The sequence below is a fragment of the Roseateles sp. Mitsp63 genome (assembly GCF_059491535.1).
Genome location: NZ_CP168509.1, coordinates 1,326,320 through 1,345,355, shown reverse-complemented (window position 1 = coordinate 1,345,355; position 19,036 = coordinate 1,326,320). Strand labels below are relative to the sequence as shown.

At 69.8% G+C, this 19,036-nt stretch carries 13 protein-coding genes, 1 tRNA gene and 2 pseudogenes; 6 read left to right on the top strand and 10 right to left on the bottom strand.

Annotation, left to right across the window (positions count from 1 at the left end):
- Window positions 1-81: 81 nt before the first annotated feature.
- Together ACEN96_RS05780 and ACEN96_RS05775 are read left to right on the top strand one after the other, a co-directional pair.
- Window positions 82-279 (top strand): hypothetical protein, encoded by a 198-nt coding sequence (locus ACEN96_RS05780; RefSeq protein ID WP_495587095.1) that lies wholly within the window; start codon window positions 82-84, stop codon window positions 277-279.
- A gap of 176 nt (window positions 280-455) precedes the next feature.
- Window positions 456-553: pseudogene (locus tag ACEN96_RS05775) on the top strand.
- An 895-nt stretch (window positions 554-1,448) separates the two neighbouring features.
- On the opposite strand, the pseudogene ACEN96_RS05770 reads toward ACEN96_RS05775, so the two are convergent.
- The 5 genes and pseudogenes from ACEN96_RS05770 to ACEN96_RS05750 form a co-directional block, all read right to left on the bottom strand.
- Window positions 1,449-2,318, bottom strand: a pseudogene (locus ACEN96_RS05770) (ATP cone domain-containing protein); the annotation flags it as partial.
- A 724-nt stretch (window positions 2,319-3,042) separates the two neighbouring features.
- On the bottom strand, window positions 3,043-4,668 hold the full coding sequence (locus ACEN96_RS05765; protein WP_495587094.1) for a sigma-54-dependent transcriptional regulator: 1,626 nt from the start codon (window positions 4,666-4,668) through the stop codon (window positions 3,043-3,045).
- A complete protein-coding gene (locus ACEN96_RS05760; protein WP_495587093.1) occupies window positions 4,658-6,406 on the bottom strand; it encodes a sensor histidine kinase in 1,749 nt (582 codons plus the stop codon). The genes ACEN96_RS05765 and ACEN96_RS05760 overlap by 11 nt, the downstream gene beginning before the upstream one ends.
- 14 nt (window positions 6,407-6,420) lie before the next feature.
- Entirely contained in the window at window positions 6,421-6,708 is a 288-nt protein-coding gene (locus ACEN96_RS05755; protein WP_495587092.1) for a PP0621 family protein, read from the bottom strand.
- A 19-nt stretch (window positions 6,709-6,727) separates the two neighbouring features.
- Window positions 6,728-7,492: a cytochrome C assembly family protein gene (locus tag ACEN96_RS05750; RefSeq protein WP_495587091.1), complete on the bottom strand. Its 765-nt coding sequence runs from the start codon at window positions 7,490-7,492 to the stop codon at window positions 6,728-6,730.
- Window positions 7,493-7,607: 115 nt separating this feature from the next.
- On the opposite strand from ACEN96_RS05750, the gene ffh reads away from it, so the two are divergent.
- Entirely contained in the window at window positions 7,608-9,002 is a 1,395-nt protein-coding gene (ffh, locus tag ACEN96_RS05745; protein WP_495587090.1) for a signal recognition particle protein, read from the top strand.
- A gap of 48 nt (window positions 9,003-9,050) precedes the next feature.
- On the opposite strand, the gene ftsY is transcribed toward ffh, so the two are convergent.
- Window positions 9,051-10,289: a signal recognition particle-docking protein FtsY gene (ftsY, locus tag ACEN96_RS05740; protein ID WP_495587089.1), complete on the bottom strand. Its 1,239-nt coding sequence runs from the start codon at window positions 10,287-10,289 to the stop codon at window positions 9,051-9,053.
- Between the two features lie 103 nt (window positions 10,290-10,392).
- Between ftsY and ACEN96_RS05735 the strand changes: the two genes are divergently transcribed.
- A tRNA-Met gene (locus tag ACEN96_RS05735) sits at window positions 10,393-10,469 on the top strand.
- A gap of 86 nt (window positions 10,470-10,555) precedes the next feature.
- Here ACEN96_RS05735 and ACEN96_RS05730 read toward each other — a convergent pair.
- A complete protein-coding gene (locus tag ACEN96_RS05730; RefSeq protein WP_495587088.1) occupies window positions 10,556-12,004 on the bottom strand; it encodes a pectate lyase family protein in 1,449 nt (482 codons plus the stop codon).
- 430 nt (window positions 12,005-12,434) lie between these two features.
- On the opposite strand from ACEN96_RS05730, the gene ACEN96_RS05725 reads away from it, so the two are divergent.
- Window positions 12,435-12,647 carry a type II toxin-antitoxin system RelE/ParE family toxin gene (locus ACEN96_RS05725; protein WP_495587087.1) on the top strand — a complete coding sequence of 71 codons (213 nt, stop codon included), beginning with the start codon at window positions 12,435-12,437 and terminating at the stop codon, window positions 12,645-12,647.
- A gap of 2 nt (window positions 12,648-12,649) precedes the next feature.
- Window positions 12,650-12,832: an addiction module antidote protein gene (locus ACEN96_RS05720; protein WP_495587086.1), complete on the top strand. Its 183-nt coding sequence runs from the start codon at window positions 12,650-12,652 to the stop codon at window positions 12,830-12,832.
- Between the two features lie 34 nt (window positions 12,833-12,866).
- On the opposite strand, the gene ACEN96_RS05715 is transcribed toward ACEN96_RS05720, so the two are convergent.
- The 3 genes from ACEN96_RS05715 to ACEN96_RS05705 are packed head-to-tail and all read right to left on the bottom strand — an operon-like array spanning window position 12,867 to window position 18,797.
- Window positions 12,867-14,333 carry an efflux transporter outer membrane subunit gene (locus ACEN96_RS05715; RefSeq protein ID WP_495587085.1) on the bottom strand — a complete coding sequence of 489 codons (1,467 nt, stop codon included), beginning with the start codon at window positions 14,331-14,333 and terminating at the stop codon, window positions 12,867-12,869.
- Window positions 14,330-15,553 (bottom strand): efflux RND transporter periplasmic adaptor subunit, encoded by a 1,224-nt coding sequence (locus ACEN96_RS05710; RefSeq protein ID WP_495587084.1) that lies wholly within the window; start codon window positions 15,551-15,553, stop codon window positions 14,330-14,332. Before ACEN96_RS05710 ends, ACEN96_RS05715 begins: the two co-directional genes overlap by 4 nt.
- On the bottom strand, window positions 15,543-18,797 hold the full coding sequence (locus tag ACEN96_RS05705; RefSeq protein ID WP_495587083.1) for an efflux RND transporter permease subunit: 3,255 nt from the start codon (window positions 18,795-18,797) through the stop codon (window positions 15,543-15,545). The genes ACEN96_RS05710 and ACEN96_RS05705 overlap by 11 nt, the downstream gene beginning before the upstream one ends.
- Window positions 18,798-19,036 lie beyond the last annotated feature (239 nt).

The following is a 19,036-nucleotide window of genomic DNA, read 5'->3' as shown; positions in this document are numbered from 1 at the left end:
AAGTGCTTGAGGTCCATGACCATCACGTCGTCCCACAGGCCCAGCTTCTTGAGGTCGCGGACCAGGTGTTCGTTCACGACGGTGAACTCGCCCGACAGGTTGGACTTCACCGACAGGTTGCCGAAGCAGGGCTCGATCGACGCGTCGACGCCGATGATGTTGGAGATCGTCGCGGTCGGCGCGATCGCCACGCAGTTGCTGTTGCGCATGCCGTCACGGGCGATCTTGGCGCGCAGCGCGTCCCAGTCCAGCGACGACGAGCGGTCCACGTCGACGTAGCCGCCGCGGGCTTCGGCCAGCAGGTCCAGCGAGTCGATCGGCAGGATGCCGCGATCCCACAGCGAGCCGCGATAGCTGCTGTAGCGGCCGCGCTCGGCGGACAGCTCGGTCGACGCCCAGTAGGCGTGATAGCAGACGGCTTCCATCGAACGGTCGGCGAACTCGACGGCGGCGTCGGAGGCGTACGGCACGCGCAGCTGGTACAGCGCGTCCTGGAAGCCCATGATGCCCAGGCCCACCGGACGGTGGCGCAGGTTCGAATCGCGCGCCTTCTTGACCGCGTAGTAGTTGATGTCGATGACGTTGTCGAGCATGCGCATCGCCGTCGCCACCGTCTTCTTCAGCTTCTCCTGGTCGATCCTGCCGTCCTTCAGGTGCTGCGCCAGGTTCACGGAGCCGAGGTTGCAGACCGCGATCTCGTTGTCGTTGGTGTTCAGCGTGATCTCGGTGCACAGGTTGGACGAGTGCACGACGCCGACATGCTGCTGCGGGCTGCGGACATTGCAGGCGTCCTTGAACGTGATCCAGGGATGGCCGGTCTCGAACAGCATCGTCAGCATCTTGCGCCACAGGTCGCGGGCCGGCATGCGCTTGTAGAGCTTGAGCTCGCCGCGGTCGACCTTGGCTTCGTACGCCTCGTAGGCGGTCTGGAAGGCCTTGCCGAACAGGTCGTGCAGGTCCGGGCAGGTCGACGGGCTGAACAGCGTCCACTCGCCGCCTTCGATGACGCGCTTCATGAACAGGTCGGGAATCCAGTTCGCCGTGTTCATGTCGTGGGTGCGGCGGCGGTCATCGCCGGTGTTCTTGCGCAGCTCGAGGAATTCCTCGATGTCCAGGTGCCACGTCTCCAGATAGGCGCAGACGGCGCCCTTGCGCTTGCCGCCCTGGTTCACCGCGACGGCGGTGTCGTTGACCACCTTCAGGAACGGGACGACGCCCTGCGACTTGCCGTTCGTGCCCTTGATGTGCGAACCCAGCGCGCGCACCGGGGTCCAGTCGTTGCCCAGGCCGCCGGCGAACTTCGACAGCAGCGCGTTTTCCTTCAGCGCCTCATAGATGCCGTCCAGGTCGTCGGCCACCGTCGTCAGGTAGCAGCTCGACAGCTGCGAGCGGCGCGTGCCGGAGTTGAACAGCGTCGGCGTGGAGCTCATGAAGTCGAAGGTCGACAGGACTTCGTAGAACTCGATGGCGCGCGCCTCGCGGTCGATCTCGTTCAGCGCCAGGCCCATGGCCACGCGCATGAAGAAGGCCTGCGGCATCTCGATGCGGGTGCCGTCCACGTGCAGGAAGTAGCGGTCGAACAGCGTCTGCAGGCCCAGGTAGTCGAACTGCAGGTCGCGTTCGGCCTTCAGCGCGGCGCCCAGCCGGGCCAGGTCGTACTGCTGCAGCTTCTCGTCCAGCAGCTCGGCCTGCACGCCCTTCTTGATGAAGGTCGGGAAGTAGTCGGCGTACTGCGTGGCCATCTCGGCCTGCGTGACCTCGCGGCCCAGGATCTCCCTGCGGATCGTGTGCAGCAGCAGACGGGCGGTGGCGCGGGTGTAGCCCGGGTCCTTCTCGATCAGCGTGCGCGCGGCCAGGATCGCGGCCTTGTAGACCTCGTCGATCGGGACGCCGTCGTACAGGTTGCGCTTGGTCTCGGCCAGGATCGGATCCGGCTTGACGTCGGCGCCCAGGTTCTCGCAGCTCGACGAGATCAGCGCGGCCAGCTTGTCCAGGTCGAGCGGCACGCGCACGCCGTTCTCGGTCACCGAGATGCCGGACTCCAGCACGGCGGCCTGGCGCTGCTCGCCCTGGGCGGCGCGCTCCTGGGTGCGGCGCTCGCGGTACAGCACGTAGGCGCGCGCCACTTCATGGTGGCCGCCGCGCATCAGCGCGAGTTCGACGTGATCCTGCACGTCCTCGATGTGGAAGGTGCCGCCGCCCGGGCGCGAGCGCACCAGCGCCTTCACGACCGACTCGGTCAGCGCGTCGACCGTCTCGCGCACGCTGGCGGACGCGGCGCCGCTGGTGCCGTGCACCGCCAGGAACGCTTTCATCATCGCCACGGCCACCTTGCTGGGCTCGAAGTGCACCACCGCGCCGTTGCGGCGGATGATCTGGTGCTGCGGGAAGCTGGCCGAAGCGGCGGCGGACTCGCGGGGAGTCTGCGCCAGGCCCGTTTCAGCAGTCGGTGTGGCGGCGACAGTCTGCATGGGATCCTCGTCTGTTCTGGATTCGAAAAAACAAAAAAGCTTCGCCCGGCCCCGGGTAAGCGAGGGGCCAAACGATCAGGGGGTCAGGTGATGTTCGCGATGCTGCTGATGCGCCTGGACTTGGGAGTCCCGGTCCTCCGGCTGGGGGGCCGGCACCGCGGGCAAGACTTCTGTTGGAGCATTCATCGCCGTGTTTGCGAAGTCATCAGGATAGCATGCAAAACACTATATCTAGTGGTCGCGGGACCTTCAAGGAACTACCGCTAGTGGCCTCACCGCTTGACTCGGTCCATGTGCTGGGCTAGCGGGAAGACCTGACCCCGCGCAGCCCCGATGGATTCGCGCATCCACTTTGGAGCGCGAGGATTGACGCGGGCTGCGGGACGGAATGGGCTGCAAACGTCGATGGTTGCTGCACTCGCGGCGATGGCGGTTCGATGACGGTCCGGCCCCGCGTCCCCGGGGGCTAGGACAAGTACCGCCTAGGACCTTCCCCTAGCCGCCACCGGCGGTGGGGTCATGGTCGCCATGCGCCCAGCGCGAGACGCCGGGCTGCCGATGAAGAAGCCGTTCAAGCCTCGTCGCCGCCGGCCGAAATCTCCAGCCGGGCCATCCGGTAGCGCATCTGCCGCAGCGACAGGCCCAGGCTCGCGCCGGCCGCGGTGCGGTTGTAGCGGTGCTGCTCGAGCGCGCGCAGCAGGATCTGCTTCTCGACCTCGTCGAGGTATTTCGCCAGGTCGGTCGGCAGCGCCGCGCCGCCCTGCGCCTGGACCGGCGGCGTGACGCCGGGCGCCGGCTCCAGCGCGGCGAAGGCGGGTTCGCCGGCCGCGTCGTCCGGGCCCAGCACGCTGTCGGGCAGGCCCAGGTCGGCCAGGTCGATGCCCTCGCCGCTGGACAGCGCCAGCGCGCGATGCAACAGGTTCTCCAGCTCGCGGACGTTGCCCGGGAAGCTGTAGCGCGACAGCGTCGCCAACGCCGCGCCCGTCAGCGCGGGCACCGGCGACACGCCGGCGTCGGCGGCGATGCGCTGCAGGATGCGGGCGCTGATGGGCGCCAGGTCCTCCATGCGCTCGCGCAGCGGCGGCACGCGGATCTGGATCACGTTGAGCCGGTAATACAAGTCCTGGCGGAAGCGCCCGCCCCCGACCTCGGCCGCCAGGTCCTTGTGCGTGGCGCTCAGCAGCCGCACGTTGACCGGCATTTCCGCCACCGCGCCGACCGGCCGCACCGAGCGCTCCTGCAGCGCGCGCAGCAGCTTGGACTGCATCGCCAGCGGCAGGTCGCCGATCTCGTCGAGGAACAGCGTGCCGCCCTGCGCGGCCTGGAAGAAGCCCTCGCGGTCCTCGGTCGCGCCGGTGAAGGCGCCCTTGCGGTAGCCGAAGAACTCGGCCTCGAGCAGCTGCTCCGGGATCGCGCCGCAGTTGACCGCGATGAAGGGCTGCGGGCGGCGCGCGCTGACGTCATGGATCGCGCGCGCGACGAGTTCCTTGCCGGTGCCCGACTCGCCGTTGAGCAGCACCGGCGCCATGCTGCGCGCGACCTTCTCGATCAGATCGCGCACCTGACGCATCGGCGCCGAATCGCCGACCAGCCGGTCCAGCGCCGAGGCCGATCCCGTCAGCGGTGGCGTGCGCGGCGCCTTGCGACGCTCCAGCGCCGGGGTGCGCGCGGGCGCTTCGCGCTCGGGCAGCGGATCCAGCGCGGCCGGCTGGGTGGGCGCGAACGCGTCCGGCTCCTCGCCGGTGAAGGCCGGCCGCGCCGCCGCGGCGGGCGCCACCGGCGCGGGCGCGGACGAGAACGGCTTGGGCACGGTGCCTTCGGCCTTCGGCGCGCGGCCCAGCGCCGAGGCCACGACCATCCGGAACTGGCGCAGGTCCACCGGCTTGGTCAGGTAGTCGTAGGCGCCGGCCTTGAGCGCCTCGACGGCGTTCTCCGCCGAGCCGTAGGCGGTGATGACCAGCGCGCGCTCGCTGCGGCCCTGCTGCTCGAGCCAGCGCAGGATGTCCAGCCCGCTGCCGTCGGGCAGCCGCATGTCGGTGATGACCGCGTCATAGCGGCGGGCGCTCAGCCGCTCGAGCGCGTCCTCGACGGTGCCGGCGCTGTCCAGCGTGAAGCCTTCGCGCAGCAGCGTCATCTCGTAGAGGGTGCGCAGGTCGGGCTCGTCGTCGACGACCAGCAGGCGGGGATCAGCGCTCATGGAGTTCGGTATCGGGGAAGTGGGAGTCCGGCCCCATCGACGGGATCGAGGCCAGCATGGACGCCGTGGCGGACGGCCGCGGCAGCAGCACGCGGAACTCGTTCATCCCGGCATCCGGGCCGCTGCCCGCGTCGGCGGACCGGCGGTGGTAATCGATGCGGGCGCCGTAGCGCTCGCAGAGTTCGCGGCAAATGTACAGGCCCAGGCCCGAGCCGCGGCTGCGCGTCGAGAAGAAGGGCTCGAACAAGTGTCTTTCGACCTCGGCCGGGATGGGCTCGGCGCGGCTGAACACCGACAGCCGTACCCACTCACCGTCCTCGGCCAGCTGCACGCGCAGCGCGCCGGGACCGGGGCGCGCGTGGCGCAGGCCGTTGTCCAGCAGGTTGATCAGCACGCGGCGCAGATGCTCCGGCTCGAAGCTGACCAGCAGCGTGTCGCGCTGGACCTCGACGCGCAGCGGGCCGGCCTCGCCCTGGGGCAGGCGCTGCGTGGCGCTCCAGTCGGCGCAGTACTCGCGCACCAGCGGCGCGGCGGCCAGCGTCAGCGCGACCGGCGCGATGCCGGGCGCGACCTCCATCACGTCGTCGACCAGCCGCTTCAGCCGCTCGACGTTGGACGCGATCATCCGCGTCAGCTGCTCCAGCCGCGGCTCCTGCGCGACGTCCTCGGACAGCAGCGCGTTGGCCTGCGCGATCGCGGTCAGCGGATTGCGGATCTCGTGCGCGATGCCGGCCGACACGCGGCCCATCGCGGCGAGCTTCTCCTGCCGGTTGCGCGCCTCGAGGTGGCGGTTGTCCTCGAGGAAGAGCACGCACAGGTCGTCGCCGTCCAGCGGGCGCAGCGTGAAGCGCATCCGCACCCGCAGCGAGCGCTGCGAGCCGCGGCCGAAGTCCAGCAGCAGGTCGCGTCCGGACTCGGGCCAGAGCTCGCCGGCGAAGGCCTTCTCGATCGCGCGCAGCAGCGGCTTCCACGCCGGCGCCGCATCGAGCCGGAACGAGCCCGGACGCAGCGACGCGCCTTCGGACAGCAGCGCGCGAGCGGCCGGATTGGCGGTGCGCACCAGTCCGCGGCGGTCGGCGACGAGCACGCCCTCCTCCATCTCCTCGATGACCAGGCGGTTCAGGTCGGCCTGCTGGCGCGCGTACTCGAGGCTGCCGCGGGCGGCGCGCTCCTCGCGCGCGAGGCGGGCGGCGATCTCGTTGGCCAGCAGCGTGACGACGAACAGGCCGCAGCCCAGCAGCCCCGCCTGGCTGATGCGCAGCGCGCCGTCGTGGTCGTTGAACACCGCCCAGCCGGACAGCGAGAGCAGCACCAGGCTGGGCAGCGCGGCGCAGGCGAGCGCGCGCAGCCGCGGCTGCAGCGCGCCGGCCATCAGCGCCGGCATGAAGAACAGCGCGCCGTACGGGCCGACCGGATCGCGCACCTGCAGCAGCGTGAACAGCAGCAGGTCCGCGCCGATGCTGACCATGAACTGGCGCGTCGTCAGTCCGGCGCGGTCCTTGGGCGGCGTGTCGCCGCCGCCGAACCAGCGCGGCAGCAGCCACGCGAGCACCGCCTGCACGCCGTAGACCAGCGAGAACAGCGCCGCCCAGCCGGTCGGCTTGGCGCCCATCAGGCCGGCGATCGACTGCGTCGCGAGCAGCGCCAGGCCCAGCGCCGCCCGCGCGCCCATGAACGCGCGGTACAGGCGTTGGATGGTGCTGGCGCTGATCGCGCCGCTGGGCTCGGACGTCGCCATGCGGGCCGCCGTGGTCAGGCTCCGCCCCGCGCGCGGGCGGCGGCGTCGGCCGCCTCCAGGCGGGCCTCGTGCGCGGCGCGGTGCGGGGCGCCGCAGAAGTGGCCGCCGCGGCCGGGCAGCGCCTCGCTCGCGGGCAGGTGCGTGCCGCATTCGGCGCAGCGGACCATGGACTCCGGCACCGCCTGCGGCGGGGCGGGACGGCGGTCCGGCTGGTCGTCGCGCGGCGCGGGCCGGCCGCGCTTGAAGCCGAGCACGAAGGCGGCCACCGCCAGCAGGACGATCCAGAAGAGGAGCTTGATCACGATGAGGTCGCCGGAAGGCTCAGGTGGGCGGACGCTGGAGGATGACCTCGAGCACGAAGCGCGAGCCCGCATAGGACAGCAGCAGCAGCGCGGCGCCGAAATAGAGCCAGCGCGTCGCGCGCCGGCCGCGCCAGCCGAACACGCGGCGGCCGGTCAGCAATCCGGTCAGCACGACCCAGCCCATCACCGCGAACAGCGTCTTGTGATCCCACTTCCAATGCGGCGTGAACGCGACGCCCAGCAGCAGCGCGATCGACAGCACGACGACGCCGGCGCCGACGAACTGGAAGGTCAGCCGTTCCAGGCGCAGCAGCGGCGTGCCGAGCGCCGGCGCGCCCTGCCCCTTCTGCGCGCGCATCTGGCGCTCGGCGCGGTTGAGCATCACCGCGTGCATGACCGCGACGCCGCACAGCCCGTACGAGGCGAGCCCCATCGCCCAGTGCAGCGGCGCCAGCGGCGAGCCGGCCTGGGGGCGGTACTCGCCGGGGAACATCCAGGCGATCAGCATCACCGCCAGGCCCAGCACGCTGAGCAGGCGCTGGGCCGAGGGCAGCGGCAGGAAGCGGCTCTCGACCAGGTAGACGCCGGTCACCAGCCAGACCGTCATCGACAGCGAGGGCGCGAAACCGAAGCGCGCCGCGTGTCCGCCATTGACCGGCGCGGCGCCGATGCCACCGACGTCCACGACCAGCGCGGCCAGGTGCAGCACCCAGGCCAGCACGAGCACCGAACGCCAGGTGAGCGGCCGCCGCCGGGCGAAGGCGGCGGCGGCCGCGTAGGCCAAGGCCCCTGCGGCGCTGAGGGTGGCCAGGAGGGGGCCGCTGGGCTCTCCGGAGGCGAACGATAAAATCATCTGCAAAGTGTAATGACGCGCGCCCGCCCCCGCGGGCGCTTCTACGATGGCATCCACCCTGACTGATCGACTGAGCCGGCTCGTCAAGACGATGCGAGGCCAAGCCCGCATCACCGAGTCCAATGTGCAGGACATGCTGCGCGAAGTCCGCATGGCGCTGCTGGAGGCCGACGTCGCGCTCCCGGTGGTGCGCGACTTCGTCGCCCGCGTGAAGGAGAAGGCGCTGGGCCAGGAGGTGGCCGGATCGCTGAATCCGGGCCAGGTCCTGGTCTCGGTGGTCCACAAGGAACTCGCGGCGACGATGGGTGAAGGCATCGCCGACATCAACCTCGCCGCGCAGCCGCCCGCGATCATCCTGATGGCGGGCCTGCAGGGCGCCGGCAAGACGACGACCACCGCCAAGCTGGCCAAGCACCTGATCGAGAAGCGCAAGAAGAAGGTGCTGACGGTCTCGGCGGACGTGTACCGCCCGGCCGCGATCGAGCAGCTCAAGACGGTGACGAAGCAGGCGGGCGCCGAGTGGTTCCCGTCGGCGCCGGACCAGAAGCCGCATGACATCGCGCTGGCGGCGCTGGACCATGCCAGGCGTCACTTCTTCGACGTGCTGCTGGTCGACACGGCCGGCCGGCTCGCGATCGACGAGGCGCTGATGGCCGAGATCCGCGACCTGCACGCGACGCTCAAGCCGGTGGAGACGCTGTTCGTCGTCGACGCGATGCAGGGCCAGGACGCGGTCAACACGGCCAAGGCGTTCAAGGAGGCGCTGCCGCTGACCGGCATCGTGCTGACCAAGCTGGACGGCGATTCGCGCGGCGGCGCGGCGCTGTCGGTGAAGCAGGTCACCGGCGCGCCAATCAAGTTCGCGGGCGTGTCCGAGAAGATCGACGGGCTGGAAGTCTTCGACGCCGACCGCCACGCGGGCCGCGTGCTCGGCATGGGCGACATCGTCGCGCTGGTCGAGGAAGTGCAGAAGGGCGTGGACGTCGAGGCGGCGCAGAAGCTGGCGGAGAAGCTCAAGTCGGGCGACGGCTTCGACCTGAACGACTTCCTGGCGCAGATCTCGCAGATGAAGAAGATGGGCGGGCTGTCGGGGCTGATGGACAAGCTGCCCACGCAGATGACCGCCAAGGCCGGCGCCGCCGACATGGACAAGGCCGAGCGCGACATGAAGCGCATGGAAGGCATCCTGAACGCGATGACGGCCAAGGAACGCCGCCAGCCGGCGCTGCTGATGGACGGCAAGTCCAAGGCCAGCCGCAAGCGCCGCATCGCCGCCGGCGCGGGCGTGCAGATCCAGGAGGTCAATCGCCTGCTGAATCAGTTCGACCAGATGCAGGGGATGATGAAGAAGATGAAGGGCGGCGGCCTGATGAAGATGATGAAGAAGATGGGCGGGCTGAAGAACCTCATGGGCGGTGGGGGCGGCGGCTTCCCGATGTAAATGCAAAGAGCTCCCTTGGGAGCTCTTTTGCTTTGGGTACCGCTGGCGTCATTCCAGCAGCGCGAGCGCGAATTCGCGCGGATCGAAGGTCTGCAGGTCCTCGAGCTTCTCGCCCACGCCGATGAAGTAGACGGGGATGGGACGCTCGCGCGCGATGGCCGCGAGCACGCCGCCCTTGGCGGTGCCGTCGAGCTTGGTGACGATCAGGCCCGTCAGGCCGAGCGCGTCGTCGAAGGCCTTGACCTGGTTGAGCGCGTTCTGGCCCGTGTTGCCGTCGACGACGAGCAGCACCTCGTGCGGCGCGGTCTCCTGCGCCTTGCCGATCACGCGCTTGATCTTCTTGAGCTCCTCCATCAGGTGGAGCTGCGTCGGCAGGCGGCCGGCGGTGTCGGCGATCACGACATCGCAGCCGCGCGCCTTGCCGGCGACGACCGCATCGAAGGTCACCGCGGAAGGATCGCCGCCCTCCTGGCTGACGATCTGCACGCGGTTGCGGTCGGCCCAGACGGCGAGCTGCTCGCGCGCGGCGGCGCGGAAGGTGTCGGCGGCGGCGAGGAGCACGTTCGCCTCGGCGTCGGCCAGATGGCGGGTGAGCTTGCCGATGCTGGTCGTCTTGCCGGCGCCGTTGACGCCCACGACCATCATCACCGTCGGCGACTGCTCGCCGATCACCAACTGGCGCTGCAGCGGCTGCAGCAGTTCGGTCAGCGCCTCCACCAGCAGATGGCGCACGGCGGCGGGATCGGTGGCCTTGGCCTCCTTGACGCGGCGCTTGAGGTCCTCGAGCAGGAACTCGGTGGCCTTCACGCCGGTGTCGGCCATCAGCAGCGCGGCCTCGAGTTCTTCATAAAGGGCGTCGTCGATCTGCGTGCCGGTGAAGACCTGCGCGATGCTCGAGCCGGTCTTGCGCAGTCCCTGGCGGAGCTTGTCCATCCAGCTCTGGCGAGGCGCGGGTTCGGGCTCGGACTCCGCGACCGGAGCGGGAGCGGGAGTGGGAGCCGGCATCGCAACAGGAGCTGGTGCCGGAGTTGGAAGGGGAGTGGGAGCCGGAGTGGGTGCGGGGGCCGGGGGCGGCGCGATGACAGGCGCGGGCTGAAGCGCAGGTTGAAGCGCAGGTTGAGGCGCCGGTTGAGGCGCCGGGGTCAGGGCTTGCGTGGGGGCCGGAGCCGGAGCGGGCTCGACGGCGGGCGCTGGGGCCGGCGCGGGAGTGGGCGCGGCATCGGGAGCTGGTGCGGGCGTGGGATCGGACGAGCCGAAGCCGAGTTTTTTCTTGAGGAAGCTGAACATGGAGGGAGCTCGCGAGGGACGGGCCGCCGAACTTTTTTTGTTGTCGGCGTCGGCGGGACTTGCATTGTCGGCGAAAACCTTGCTATAGTCTCGTTCTTCGCAAGGCGCTTTAGCTCAGCCGGTTAGAGCGACGGAATCATAATCCGCAGGTCCGGGGTTCGAATCCCTGAAGCGCCACCAGATACAAAGCCCCGCAAGACGCAAGTCTTGCGGGGCTTTCCGTTTCGGCGCTCGCAAAGCGCCGAGGGCCCTCGTTCATCGGCGGATCAATTGCAGCTCAACGTCGCCAGGTTCTTCCCTGCCCCGGCCACGCTCGGCAGCTTCTGCTTCACGCAGGCCGGATCGTTCACCACGTACGAATACGGGATCCCCACCGGGAAGTTCGCCGTCGACTTCCAGTCGGTCGCATCGCGCGACGGGCTGGACTCGCTCGCCACCCAGGTGATGCCGTAGGTCGCGAAGTCGGCCGGGCTCTTCACGTTGTTGTTCCTCAGCTCCCAGTAGCCGATCGACGGGCTGTCGCGCGAGGTCACCGGGTTCTGCGACTGCTCGAAGTAGTTGCCCTCGATCAGCGAGTAGCCACCCATGCGGATGTTCGCCCCCGACGTGAGGACCTTCGAGTAGAGGTTGTTGTATAGGTGCGTGTAGCCCGCGCGCTGCAGCGGCAAACGCGAACCGACGTTGCTGTACACGTTGTGGTGGAAGGTGATGTAGCGGTCGCTCGCGTCGCTGTCGCTCGAGCCGATCAGCCCGACCTTGTGGTGGTCGTGGATGTAGTTGTACGAGTAGGTCAGGTGATGCGCGCCCGCCTTGTTGTCGACCAGGCCGTCGAACTCCAGGTCCCCCGCGCCCGAGCACTCGGCCAGCGAGCTGAACAGCGTGTTGTGGTCGATCCAGACGTTGCTCGGGAACTTGCCGCTCTGCCCTTCGATGCCGATGGCATCGATGGATCCGGGCAGCAGCCCGATCGTCATGTTGCGGATGATGATGTTGCTCGCCGCCGCCTTGACCGCGAGACCGAAGTTCGCCGCCGAGCCATTGACGCCCTCGATGGTGACGTCGCTCTTGTTCTTGATCTCGACGATCGCGCCCGCGGGCTTCTTCCACTGCGCGCAGGGATCGGGGATGGTGCCGAAATCGAAGCTGCCCGCGTAGCGGATCACCAGGCCGCCGCTGCCGCTGTAGACGTTGATCGCGGCCTGCATCTCGGCGGCGGTCGTCACGGTGACCGGCGTCTTGCCGCCGCCCCCGCTGACCGCGCCCGCGTAGCCGCCGCTCTGCCCCGCCGGAGCCGGTGATGGCGCGGGAGCCGGCGAAGGCGCGGGGGCTGGCGCCGGAGAGGGCGCGGGCGCCGGCGAGCCCGCCGGCCCGACCGCGCATTTCTCCTTCACGCCCGGGTTCGGATCGGCGCCGCCGAAGGTCGCCGAAGTGCACGCCACGTTGCCGCTGAGCGTCTTCAACACCCACTTGTCCTTCACGCCGAAGGACACCTGGCGAGCGGTGTCGCCGACCTTGCAAGTGCCGCCCTCATCGGCGCACTTGGAGAAGCCGGACGGCCAGTCGACCGCCTGCGCCGCGCCCATCGGCGCCACGGCACCGACCGCCACGGCCATCGCCGCCAAGCCGTGCCGCGGACCCGGCGCGCGCAGCGGGCCGGCCTGCGGCGGCCTCGGCGCGACCAGATCGGTGGACTCGTTCGAACGAATGTGCTTCATCGCTTGTCTCCCAATGTCTCGTTGAGGCGATCCGGGGCGCAGGCATGGCTCCGCCACCACCGGTCACCGGTGGATCGAAAAACTGCTCGGGAACACCCAACAGCCGATCCCGCCTCGCGCGACGCGGACCAGCAGGATCCGCATCGGGGACGGTGGCCGTGGGCAGCGGCCATGTGCCGACACGCCAGCGCGCAGGCGCGGCCATGTCGGCAACGGTCGCAGACTAACGAGAACGCCAAAATTCGGAAAGGCGTTTTACATTTGTCGATCTAGCGTTACGGACGATCGCAGGGCGACGGACTCAACCGCCTACTGCCGCCAATCGATTAGAGTGGATCGACGCCGTACACCGTCCGACGCCTCGTGGAGTTTTCTCACTGGATGAGGGGCCTGCGTAGACCCTTCGACACGTGAGCGCCTGAGCAAGCGCTTGCGCAAGGCGCAACTCGGGCAGCTGGGCGATGTCAAAGCGGTCGGCCAGGGTGTTCACGAGATGCGCGAGCACTTCGGCCCTGGTTGGCGCATGTACTACGTCCAGCGAGGCGCCGCACTCATCGTGATGCTTGGCGGCGGCGGCAAATCGACGCAGCAGGCGGACATTCGCAAGGCCATCGACTTGGCCCTGACGTTGGAGGATTTGTGAGCATGAAGATCAAGATCTCGGAGATTCCGGAGTTCGACGCTGCGGAGTACCTCACCGACGAGGAGGAAATCGCGGCCTTTCTGACGGCCGTCCTGGAAGACGACGACCCCGCGCTGCTGACGGCCGCGTTGGGAGATGTGGCCCGCGCTCGCCGCATGAACGCGGCGCCCATGCCCGCCGCCTGATGTCGACTGGGAACACCGCCGGACCGCGTTGCCCTCAGCGCGGTGCACCGGCCTTCAGGTCGGCCTCGGCGTTCCAACCACCGCCGAGCGCCCTCACGAGCGCCACGGTCGCCCGCCGCTGCCGCGTCTCCAGATCGACCGCGCTGCGCCGCGCCTGCAGCCCCGCCGTCTGCGAGGTCACGACCTCCAGATACGCCGCCGCGCCCGCGCGATAGCGGTTCGTCGCCAGCGCGAGCGAGCGCTCGGCCGCATCGACCGATTTCCTCTCCGCCTCGAGCGCTTCGCCGTAGCGGTCGAGCAGCACGAGCTGGTCCTCGACCTGCTGGAACGCCGCCAGCACCGCGCCGCGATAGCGCTGCGCCGATTCGTCGAGCGCCGCGCCCGCGCGCGCTTCTTCCGCCTTGCGCCGCCCGCCGTCGAGCAGGTTCATCGCCAGCGTCGGTCCAATCGCCCAGAACAGGTTGGGCGCCTCGATGAAGCGGCCCAGATCGCTGCTCTGGAAGCCGCCCTGCGCGCTCAGCACCACCGACGGGAAGAACGCCGTCCGAGCAACCCCCAGCGTCGCGGTCGCCGCCACGACGCGCTCCCGCGCGCCCGCGATGTCGGGCCGCCGCTCGAGCAGCGTCGACGGCAAGCCCGGCGGCACCACCGGCATCGCCAGCCGCAGCGACGGCGCCGGTTCGATGTGGAAGGTCGACGCGTTCGCGCCGACCAGCGCGGCGATCGCGTGCTCCAGCACGGCGCGCTGCGCCTGCGACTGGCGCCGCTGCGAGCGCGCCGATTCCAATTGCCCTTCGGCCCGCGCCTGATCCAGGCCCGACGCGATGCCGGCCTCGTGCCGGCGCGAGATCAGATCGAAAGCCCGCGTGTAGGCCTCTTCGGCATCGGCGAGCAGCGCATTGTCGCGATCGAGCCCGCGCAGTTGCAGCAGCGAATCCGCCAACTGCGCCTGCAGCGCCAGCCGCGCGGCGGCGAGGTCCGCCGCCGCCGCGCGCTCCGACGCGACACCCGCCGCGACCTGCCTCGACACCCGGCCCCACAGATCAACCTCATAGCTCAGGTCCAGGCCCAGCGTCGCGCTGTTGTACCAATCGGGCGAAGTCGGCCCGAGCACCCGCAGCGGGCGCCTCTCCGACTGCCGGTCGCGCTGCGCGTTGAGCGAGGTGTTGAGCGTCGGCGACTGCGCGGCGCGCAGGCTGTCGGTCGCCGCCCTCGCCTGCTGATAGCGCGCCAGCGCGGATGCGAGATCGGGGCTGCTCTCGATCAGTCGCTGCTCAAGCGCATCGAGCTCCGGATCGCCGTAGCCCTGCCACCAGCCATCGACGGCGATCGCCTTCGCCGAGGCGCCCGCCTCGACCCAAGGTCCGCGCGCCTCCTTGAAGGCCGGAGCCATCGGCACATCGGGCAGCTGCGTCTTCGGCGCCTGCGCGCAGCCGGCCATCCAAGCCGTCAGGGCGAGCGCGATCCCCGCGTGCAGGCGCCGCCTGCGGCGCGTACTCATGAGCGCCCCTTCGGCGGAGCCACGGACGCCGATGCGGTCGGCGACGCCGCCGGCTGCGCGACGCGCACGAGATCACCCTCGGCCAGGCCATCCGGCGGATTCGCGATGATCCGGTCAGCCGGGCTCAGCCCCGCGCCCACTTCGATGCGCGTCCCCATGTCGCGCGCGATCGTGATCTTGCGAAGGCGCACGCGGTTGCCCGCGTCGACGGTCGCGACCTGCACGCCGTCCTTGTTGATGATCACCGCGCCTGGCGGCAGCGACACGCCTCCAGCAGTCCCGGCGTCGGCGCTGCTCTTCGCCGCGCCTTCGAAGCGCACCGTCGCGAAGCCGCCCGGCAGCAGCTCGTCCTTGTCGTTGTCCACGGCGAGCTGCACCAGCATCGCCCCGCTCGCCGTGTTGATCGACTGCGCCAGCGACTGCACCGTCGCCGCGAAGCGCTGGCCAGGCCGCTCGGGCACCGTCAGCACGGCCTTGTCGCCGGTGCGCACCTGCGCGACCTGTCGCTGCGGCACGTTGACGTAGACGCGCAGCCGCCGCATGTCCGACACGACGAACAGCTCGCTGCCCGGCGCCCCGCCGACATTGATCAGCGCGCCCACGTCCGTGTTGCGCGCGGTCACGACGCCATCGAACGGCGCGGTCAGCTGCGTGAAGCGTTTCAGCGCCTCGATGCGCTCGACGTTCGCCTGCAGCGCCGCCGCCTGCGACTGCTTCGCGGTCATGTCGCCGGTGCGCTCGTCCACTTCCTGCTTCGACACCGAGTCCGAGGCCAGCAGCCCCTGCCAGCGCTTGGCCGTGCTCGCCGCCAGCGCCGCGTTGCTGCGCGCCGTCGCGAGCTCGGCCTTGGCCTGCATCAGCTGCTGATCGAGATCCGGCGTCTCGATCTCGGCGAGCTGCTGCCCCGCCTTGACCTTGCCGCCGATGTCGACGTTCCAACGCTTCAGATAGCCGCTGACGCGCGCGTAGATCGGTGCGCGCGACCAGGCCTCGACGCGCGCGGGCAGCTCGAGTCCGCCCTCGGCCAGCGGCTGCGGCGCCATCAGCGCGACGGTCGGCTGGCCGCGCTCCTCGGCCACGCTGCGCAGCTGCTCGGCGTTGGACCGGCGGGACCACAGCCCCGCCGCCACGATGACGATCGCCGCCACCGCCGCGACGGTCGCGGCGAGCTTGAAGCGCGGGGAACGGGAGGCCTCGGCGGCCGTGGCATCAGTTCGCATGGGAGGGATCTCCGGCCCCGGGCAGCAGGGTCGCGGCGCCGGCGGTCAAGTCGTTCGGTTCGAGGGGAGTGGGAGCGGCCGCGGTCCCGCGGTGGCGGCGATGCGCGAGGCTGAACACCACCGGCACGAAGACCAGCGTCGCGAAGGTCGCGAAGATCAGGCCGCCGATGACGGCCCGGCCCAGCGGCGCGTTCTGCTCGCCGCCTTCGCCCAGGCCCAGCGCCATCGGCAGCATGCCGATGACCATCGCGAGCGCCGTCATCAGCACCGGCCGGAAGCGCACGAAGCCCGCCTCCAGCGCGGCGGCGGTGGCATCGCCGAGCACCTCCAGCCGCTCGCGCGCGAAGCTGATCACCAGCACGCTGTTGGCCGTGGCCACGCCCATGCACATGATCGCGCCGGTCAGCGCGGGCACCGACAGCGTGGTCCCGGTCGCGAACAGCATCCACACGATGCCGGCCAGCGCCGCGGGGAGCGCCGACACGATCACCGCCGGATCCAGCCAGGACTGGAAGTTCACGACGATCAGCAGGTAGATCAGCACCACCGCGCCGAGCAGCCCGAACAGCAGCCCCGAGAACGCGCGGTCCATCGTCCGCACCTGACCGAGCAGCTGCACGTTCGAGCCCTTGGGCACCTCGGCCCTGGTCTCGGCGAGCACCCGGCGGATGTCGCCCGCGACCGCGCCGAGGTCGCGGTCCTGCGTCGTCGCGTGGATCTGCACCATGGTCTGCACGTCGTACTGGCTGATCAGCGCCGGACCGGTCGCGCGCTGGAAGCTGGCCAGCCCGCCGAGCGTCGAGCCGCCCGCCGCCGCGCCATTGCCGATCGGCAGGTTGCCCAGTGCCGCCAGCGAGTCGAGCTGGTGCTGCGGCGTCTGCATCACGATCGAATAGCTCACGCCGTTCTGCGGACTCAGCCAGAAGGTCGGCGCGACCTGGCTGCTGCCGGCCAGGTTCACCACCAGGCTGTTGGCCACGTCGCGCGTGGTCAGGCCCAGCAACTGCGCCTGCGTGCGATCGACATCGACGTTGAACACCGGCGCCTTGTTGGACTGCTGGATGCGCGCGTCGGCCACGCCGGGAATCGCCTGGATGCGCTTGAGCAGGCGCTGCGCATGGGCGAAGTTGGCATCGACGTCGCGCCCGCGCACCTGCACGTCGATGGGCGCGGGCGCGCCGAAGTTCAGGATCTGGCTGACGATGTCCGCCGGCGGGAACGAGAAGGTCGTGTCCGGGAACTCGCGCGGCAGCACCTCGCGCAGGCGGCGGACATAGTCGGCCGTCGGCGGGTGGCCGTCCTTCAGCGCGATCTGGAAGTCGCCGTCGGAGGTGCCCAGCACGCCGGTGTTGTTGTAGGTCAGGTTGATCGACGACGGCGGCAGGCCGATGTTGTCGACCATCGTCTCGATGCCCTCGGACGGAATGACGCGGCGGATCGCCTGCTCGATCCGCGCGAAGCGCGCGGCGGTCTCCTCGACCCGCGTGCCCACCGGCACCCGCGCGTGCATCAGGATCTGGCCCGAATCGACCTGAGGGAAGAAGTTGCTGCCGATGAAGGGCACCAGCGCGAAGGACACCAGCACCACTGCGGCGAAGCCGATCAGGAAGGGCCGGCGCCGGCCGAGCGCCGTCTCCAGCAGCGCGCGGTAGCCCTCGCGCGCGCGCTCGAAGCGGGCCTCGAAGTCGCGCTGGAAGCGCACCAGCGGATTGCGCGAGCGCGGCTGCGCCGGATGCCCGTGTCCATCGGTCAGCGGCGCGTGCGGCTGCAGCAGGTATTTGGCCATCGTCGGCACCAGCGTGCGCGAGAGGATGAACGAGCACACCATCGCGAAGATCACCGCCTCGGCCATCGGCACGAACAGGAAGCGCGATACGCCTTCCAGGAAGAACATCGGGATGAACACGATGCAGATGCACAGCAGCGACACGAAGGCCGGCGTCACGATCTGGCGCGCGCCGTCCATGATCGATTCCTCGACGCCCTTGCCGTGCTCCAGGTGCCAGTTGATGTTCTCGATGGTCACGGTCGCGTCGTCGACCAGGATGCCCACCGCCAGCGCCAGGCCGCCCAGCGTCATCAGGTTCAGCGTCTCGCCGATCGCCGCCAGACCGATGATCGACCCGAGGATGGACAGCGGGATCGACACCGCGATGATCACCGTGGAGCGCCAGCTGCCCAGGAACAGCAGGATCATCGCGCTGGTCAGCGCGGCGGCGATGGCGCCCTCGATGGCGACGCCCTTGATCGCCGCGCGCACGAACACCGACTGGTCGTTGATCGGCTTGACCTCGAGCTCATCCGGCAGCGAGGGCCGGAGCTCGTCGAGCTTGGCGCGCACGCCGTCGACGATCGCCAGCGTCGACGCCGCGCCGTTCTTCAGCACCGACATCAGCACCGAGCGGCCGCCGTCGACGTGGACGATGTTGGTCTGCGGCGCATTGCCGTCATGCACGTCGGCGACGTCGCGCAGATAGATCGTCGAGCCGCCGGCCACCTTCACCGGCAGCCGGCCCAGTTCCTCGATGGCGGACGGCGCGCTGTTGAGCTGCAGCGTGTACTCGAGCTCGCCGATCTTCTGCGTGCCGATCGGCGTGAGCACGTTCTGCGTCGCCAGCGCGCTGGCCACGTCCTGCGCCGACAGCCCGCGCGCCTGCAGCGCGGCGGGGTTCACGTCGATCTGCACCTGGCGCTGCTTGCCGCCATAGGGCAGCGGCAGCGCCGCGCCGGGCACCGTCACCAGCGGCGTGCGGATGGTGTTGAAGCCCAGGTCGAACAGCTGCTGCTCCGACAGCCCCTTGCCCGACAGCGCGAGCTGCAGGATGGGCACCGTGGCGGCGTTGTAGTTCAGGATCAGCGGCGGGGTCGTGCCGGCCGGCATCTGGCGCACGGCGACCTGCGCGATCGCGGTGACCTGCGCGTTGGCCACCGAGATGTTCACGCCCGGCTGGAAGAAGATCTTCACCACCGAGACGCCGGGATAGGTGTTGGCCTCGATGTGCTCGATGTCGTTGACGGTGGTGGTCAGCGAGCGCTGGAACAGCGTCGAGATGCGCCCCGCCATCTGGTCCGGCGGCAGCCCGGTGTACTGCCAGGCCACGGCGATCACCGGGACGCGGATCTCCGGGAAGATGTCGGTCGGCGTGCGCATCGCCGCCAGCGGGCCGATGATCAGCAGCAGCAGCGCCAGCACGAAGAAGGTGTAAGGGCGTCGCAGCGCGACGCGCACGGCGGCCATCAGCATGGCCAGGTTCCCACGATCGGTGTCATCGTCGCTCTCTTCTTGCCGGCCCGGACCAGGCGAGGTGGAGCGCGGATTTTGTGTGTCCGCGCGCGCCCGGATGTTGCTGTGGGGTAATGACCGTACGCGTACGGGGCTCAGCGGCCGCTAACGTACGCGGATTCCTGCCGCTCTTCGCCCGGTTTACAAATTCCCGGGAAAGTCCGGGCGTTTCCGCGCACAGATCGACATTTGAAACAGCC

Excerpts from the sequence above, each read along its gene's own strand:
- ACEN96_RS05765 (WP_495587094.1), bottom strand. The coding sequence starts at position 4,668 with ATGAGCGCTGATCCCCGCCTGCTGGTCGTCGACGACGAGCCCGACCTG.
- ACEN96_RS05760 (WP_495587093.1), bottom strand. The coding sequence starts at position 6,406 with ATGGCGACGTCCGAGCCCAGCGGCGCGATCAGCGCCAGCACCATCCAA.
- ffh (WP_495587090.1), top strand. The coding sequence starts at position 7,608 with ATGGCATCCACCCTGACTGATCGACTGAGCCGGCTCGTCAAGACGATG.
- ftsY (WP_495587089.1), bottom strand. The coding sequence starts at position 10,289 with ATGTTCAGCTTCCTCAAGAAAAAACTCGGCTTCGGCTCGTCCGATCCC.
- ACEN96_RS05730 (WP_495587088.1), bottom strand. The coding sequence starts at position 12,004 with ATGAAGCACATTCGTTCGAACGAGTCCACCGATCTGGTCGCGCCGAGG.
- ACEN96_RS05720 (WP_495587086.1), top strand. The coding sequence starts at position 12,650 with ATGAAGATCAAGATCTCGGAGATTCCGGAGTTCGACGCTGCGGAGTAC.
- ACEN96_RS05715 (WP_495587085.1), bottom strand. The coding sequence starts at position 14,333 with ATGAGTACGCGCCGCAGGCGGCGCCTGCACGCGGGGATCGCGCTCGCC.
- ACEN96_RS05710 (WP_495587084.1), bottom strand. The coding sequence starts at position 15,553 with ATGCGAACTGATGCCACGGCCGCCGAGGCCTCCCGTTCCCCGCGCTTC.
- ACEN96_RS05705 (WP_495587083.1), bottom strand. The coding sequence starts at position 18,797 with ATGCTGATGGCCGCCGTGCGCGTCGCGCTGCGACGCCCTTACACCTTC.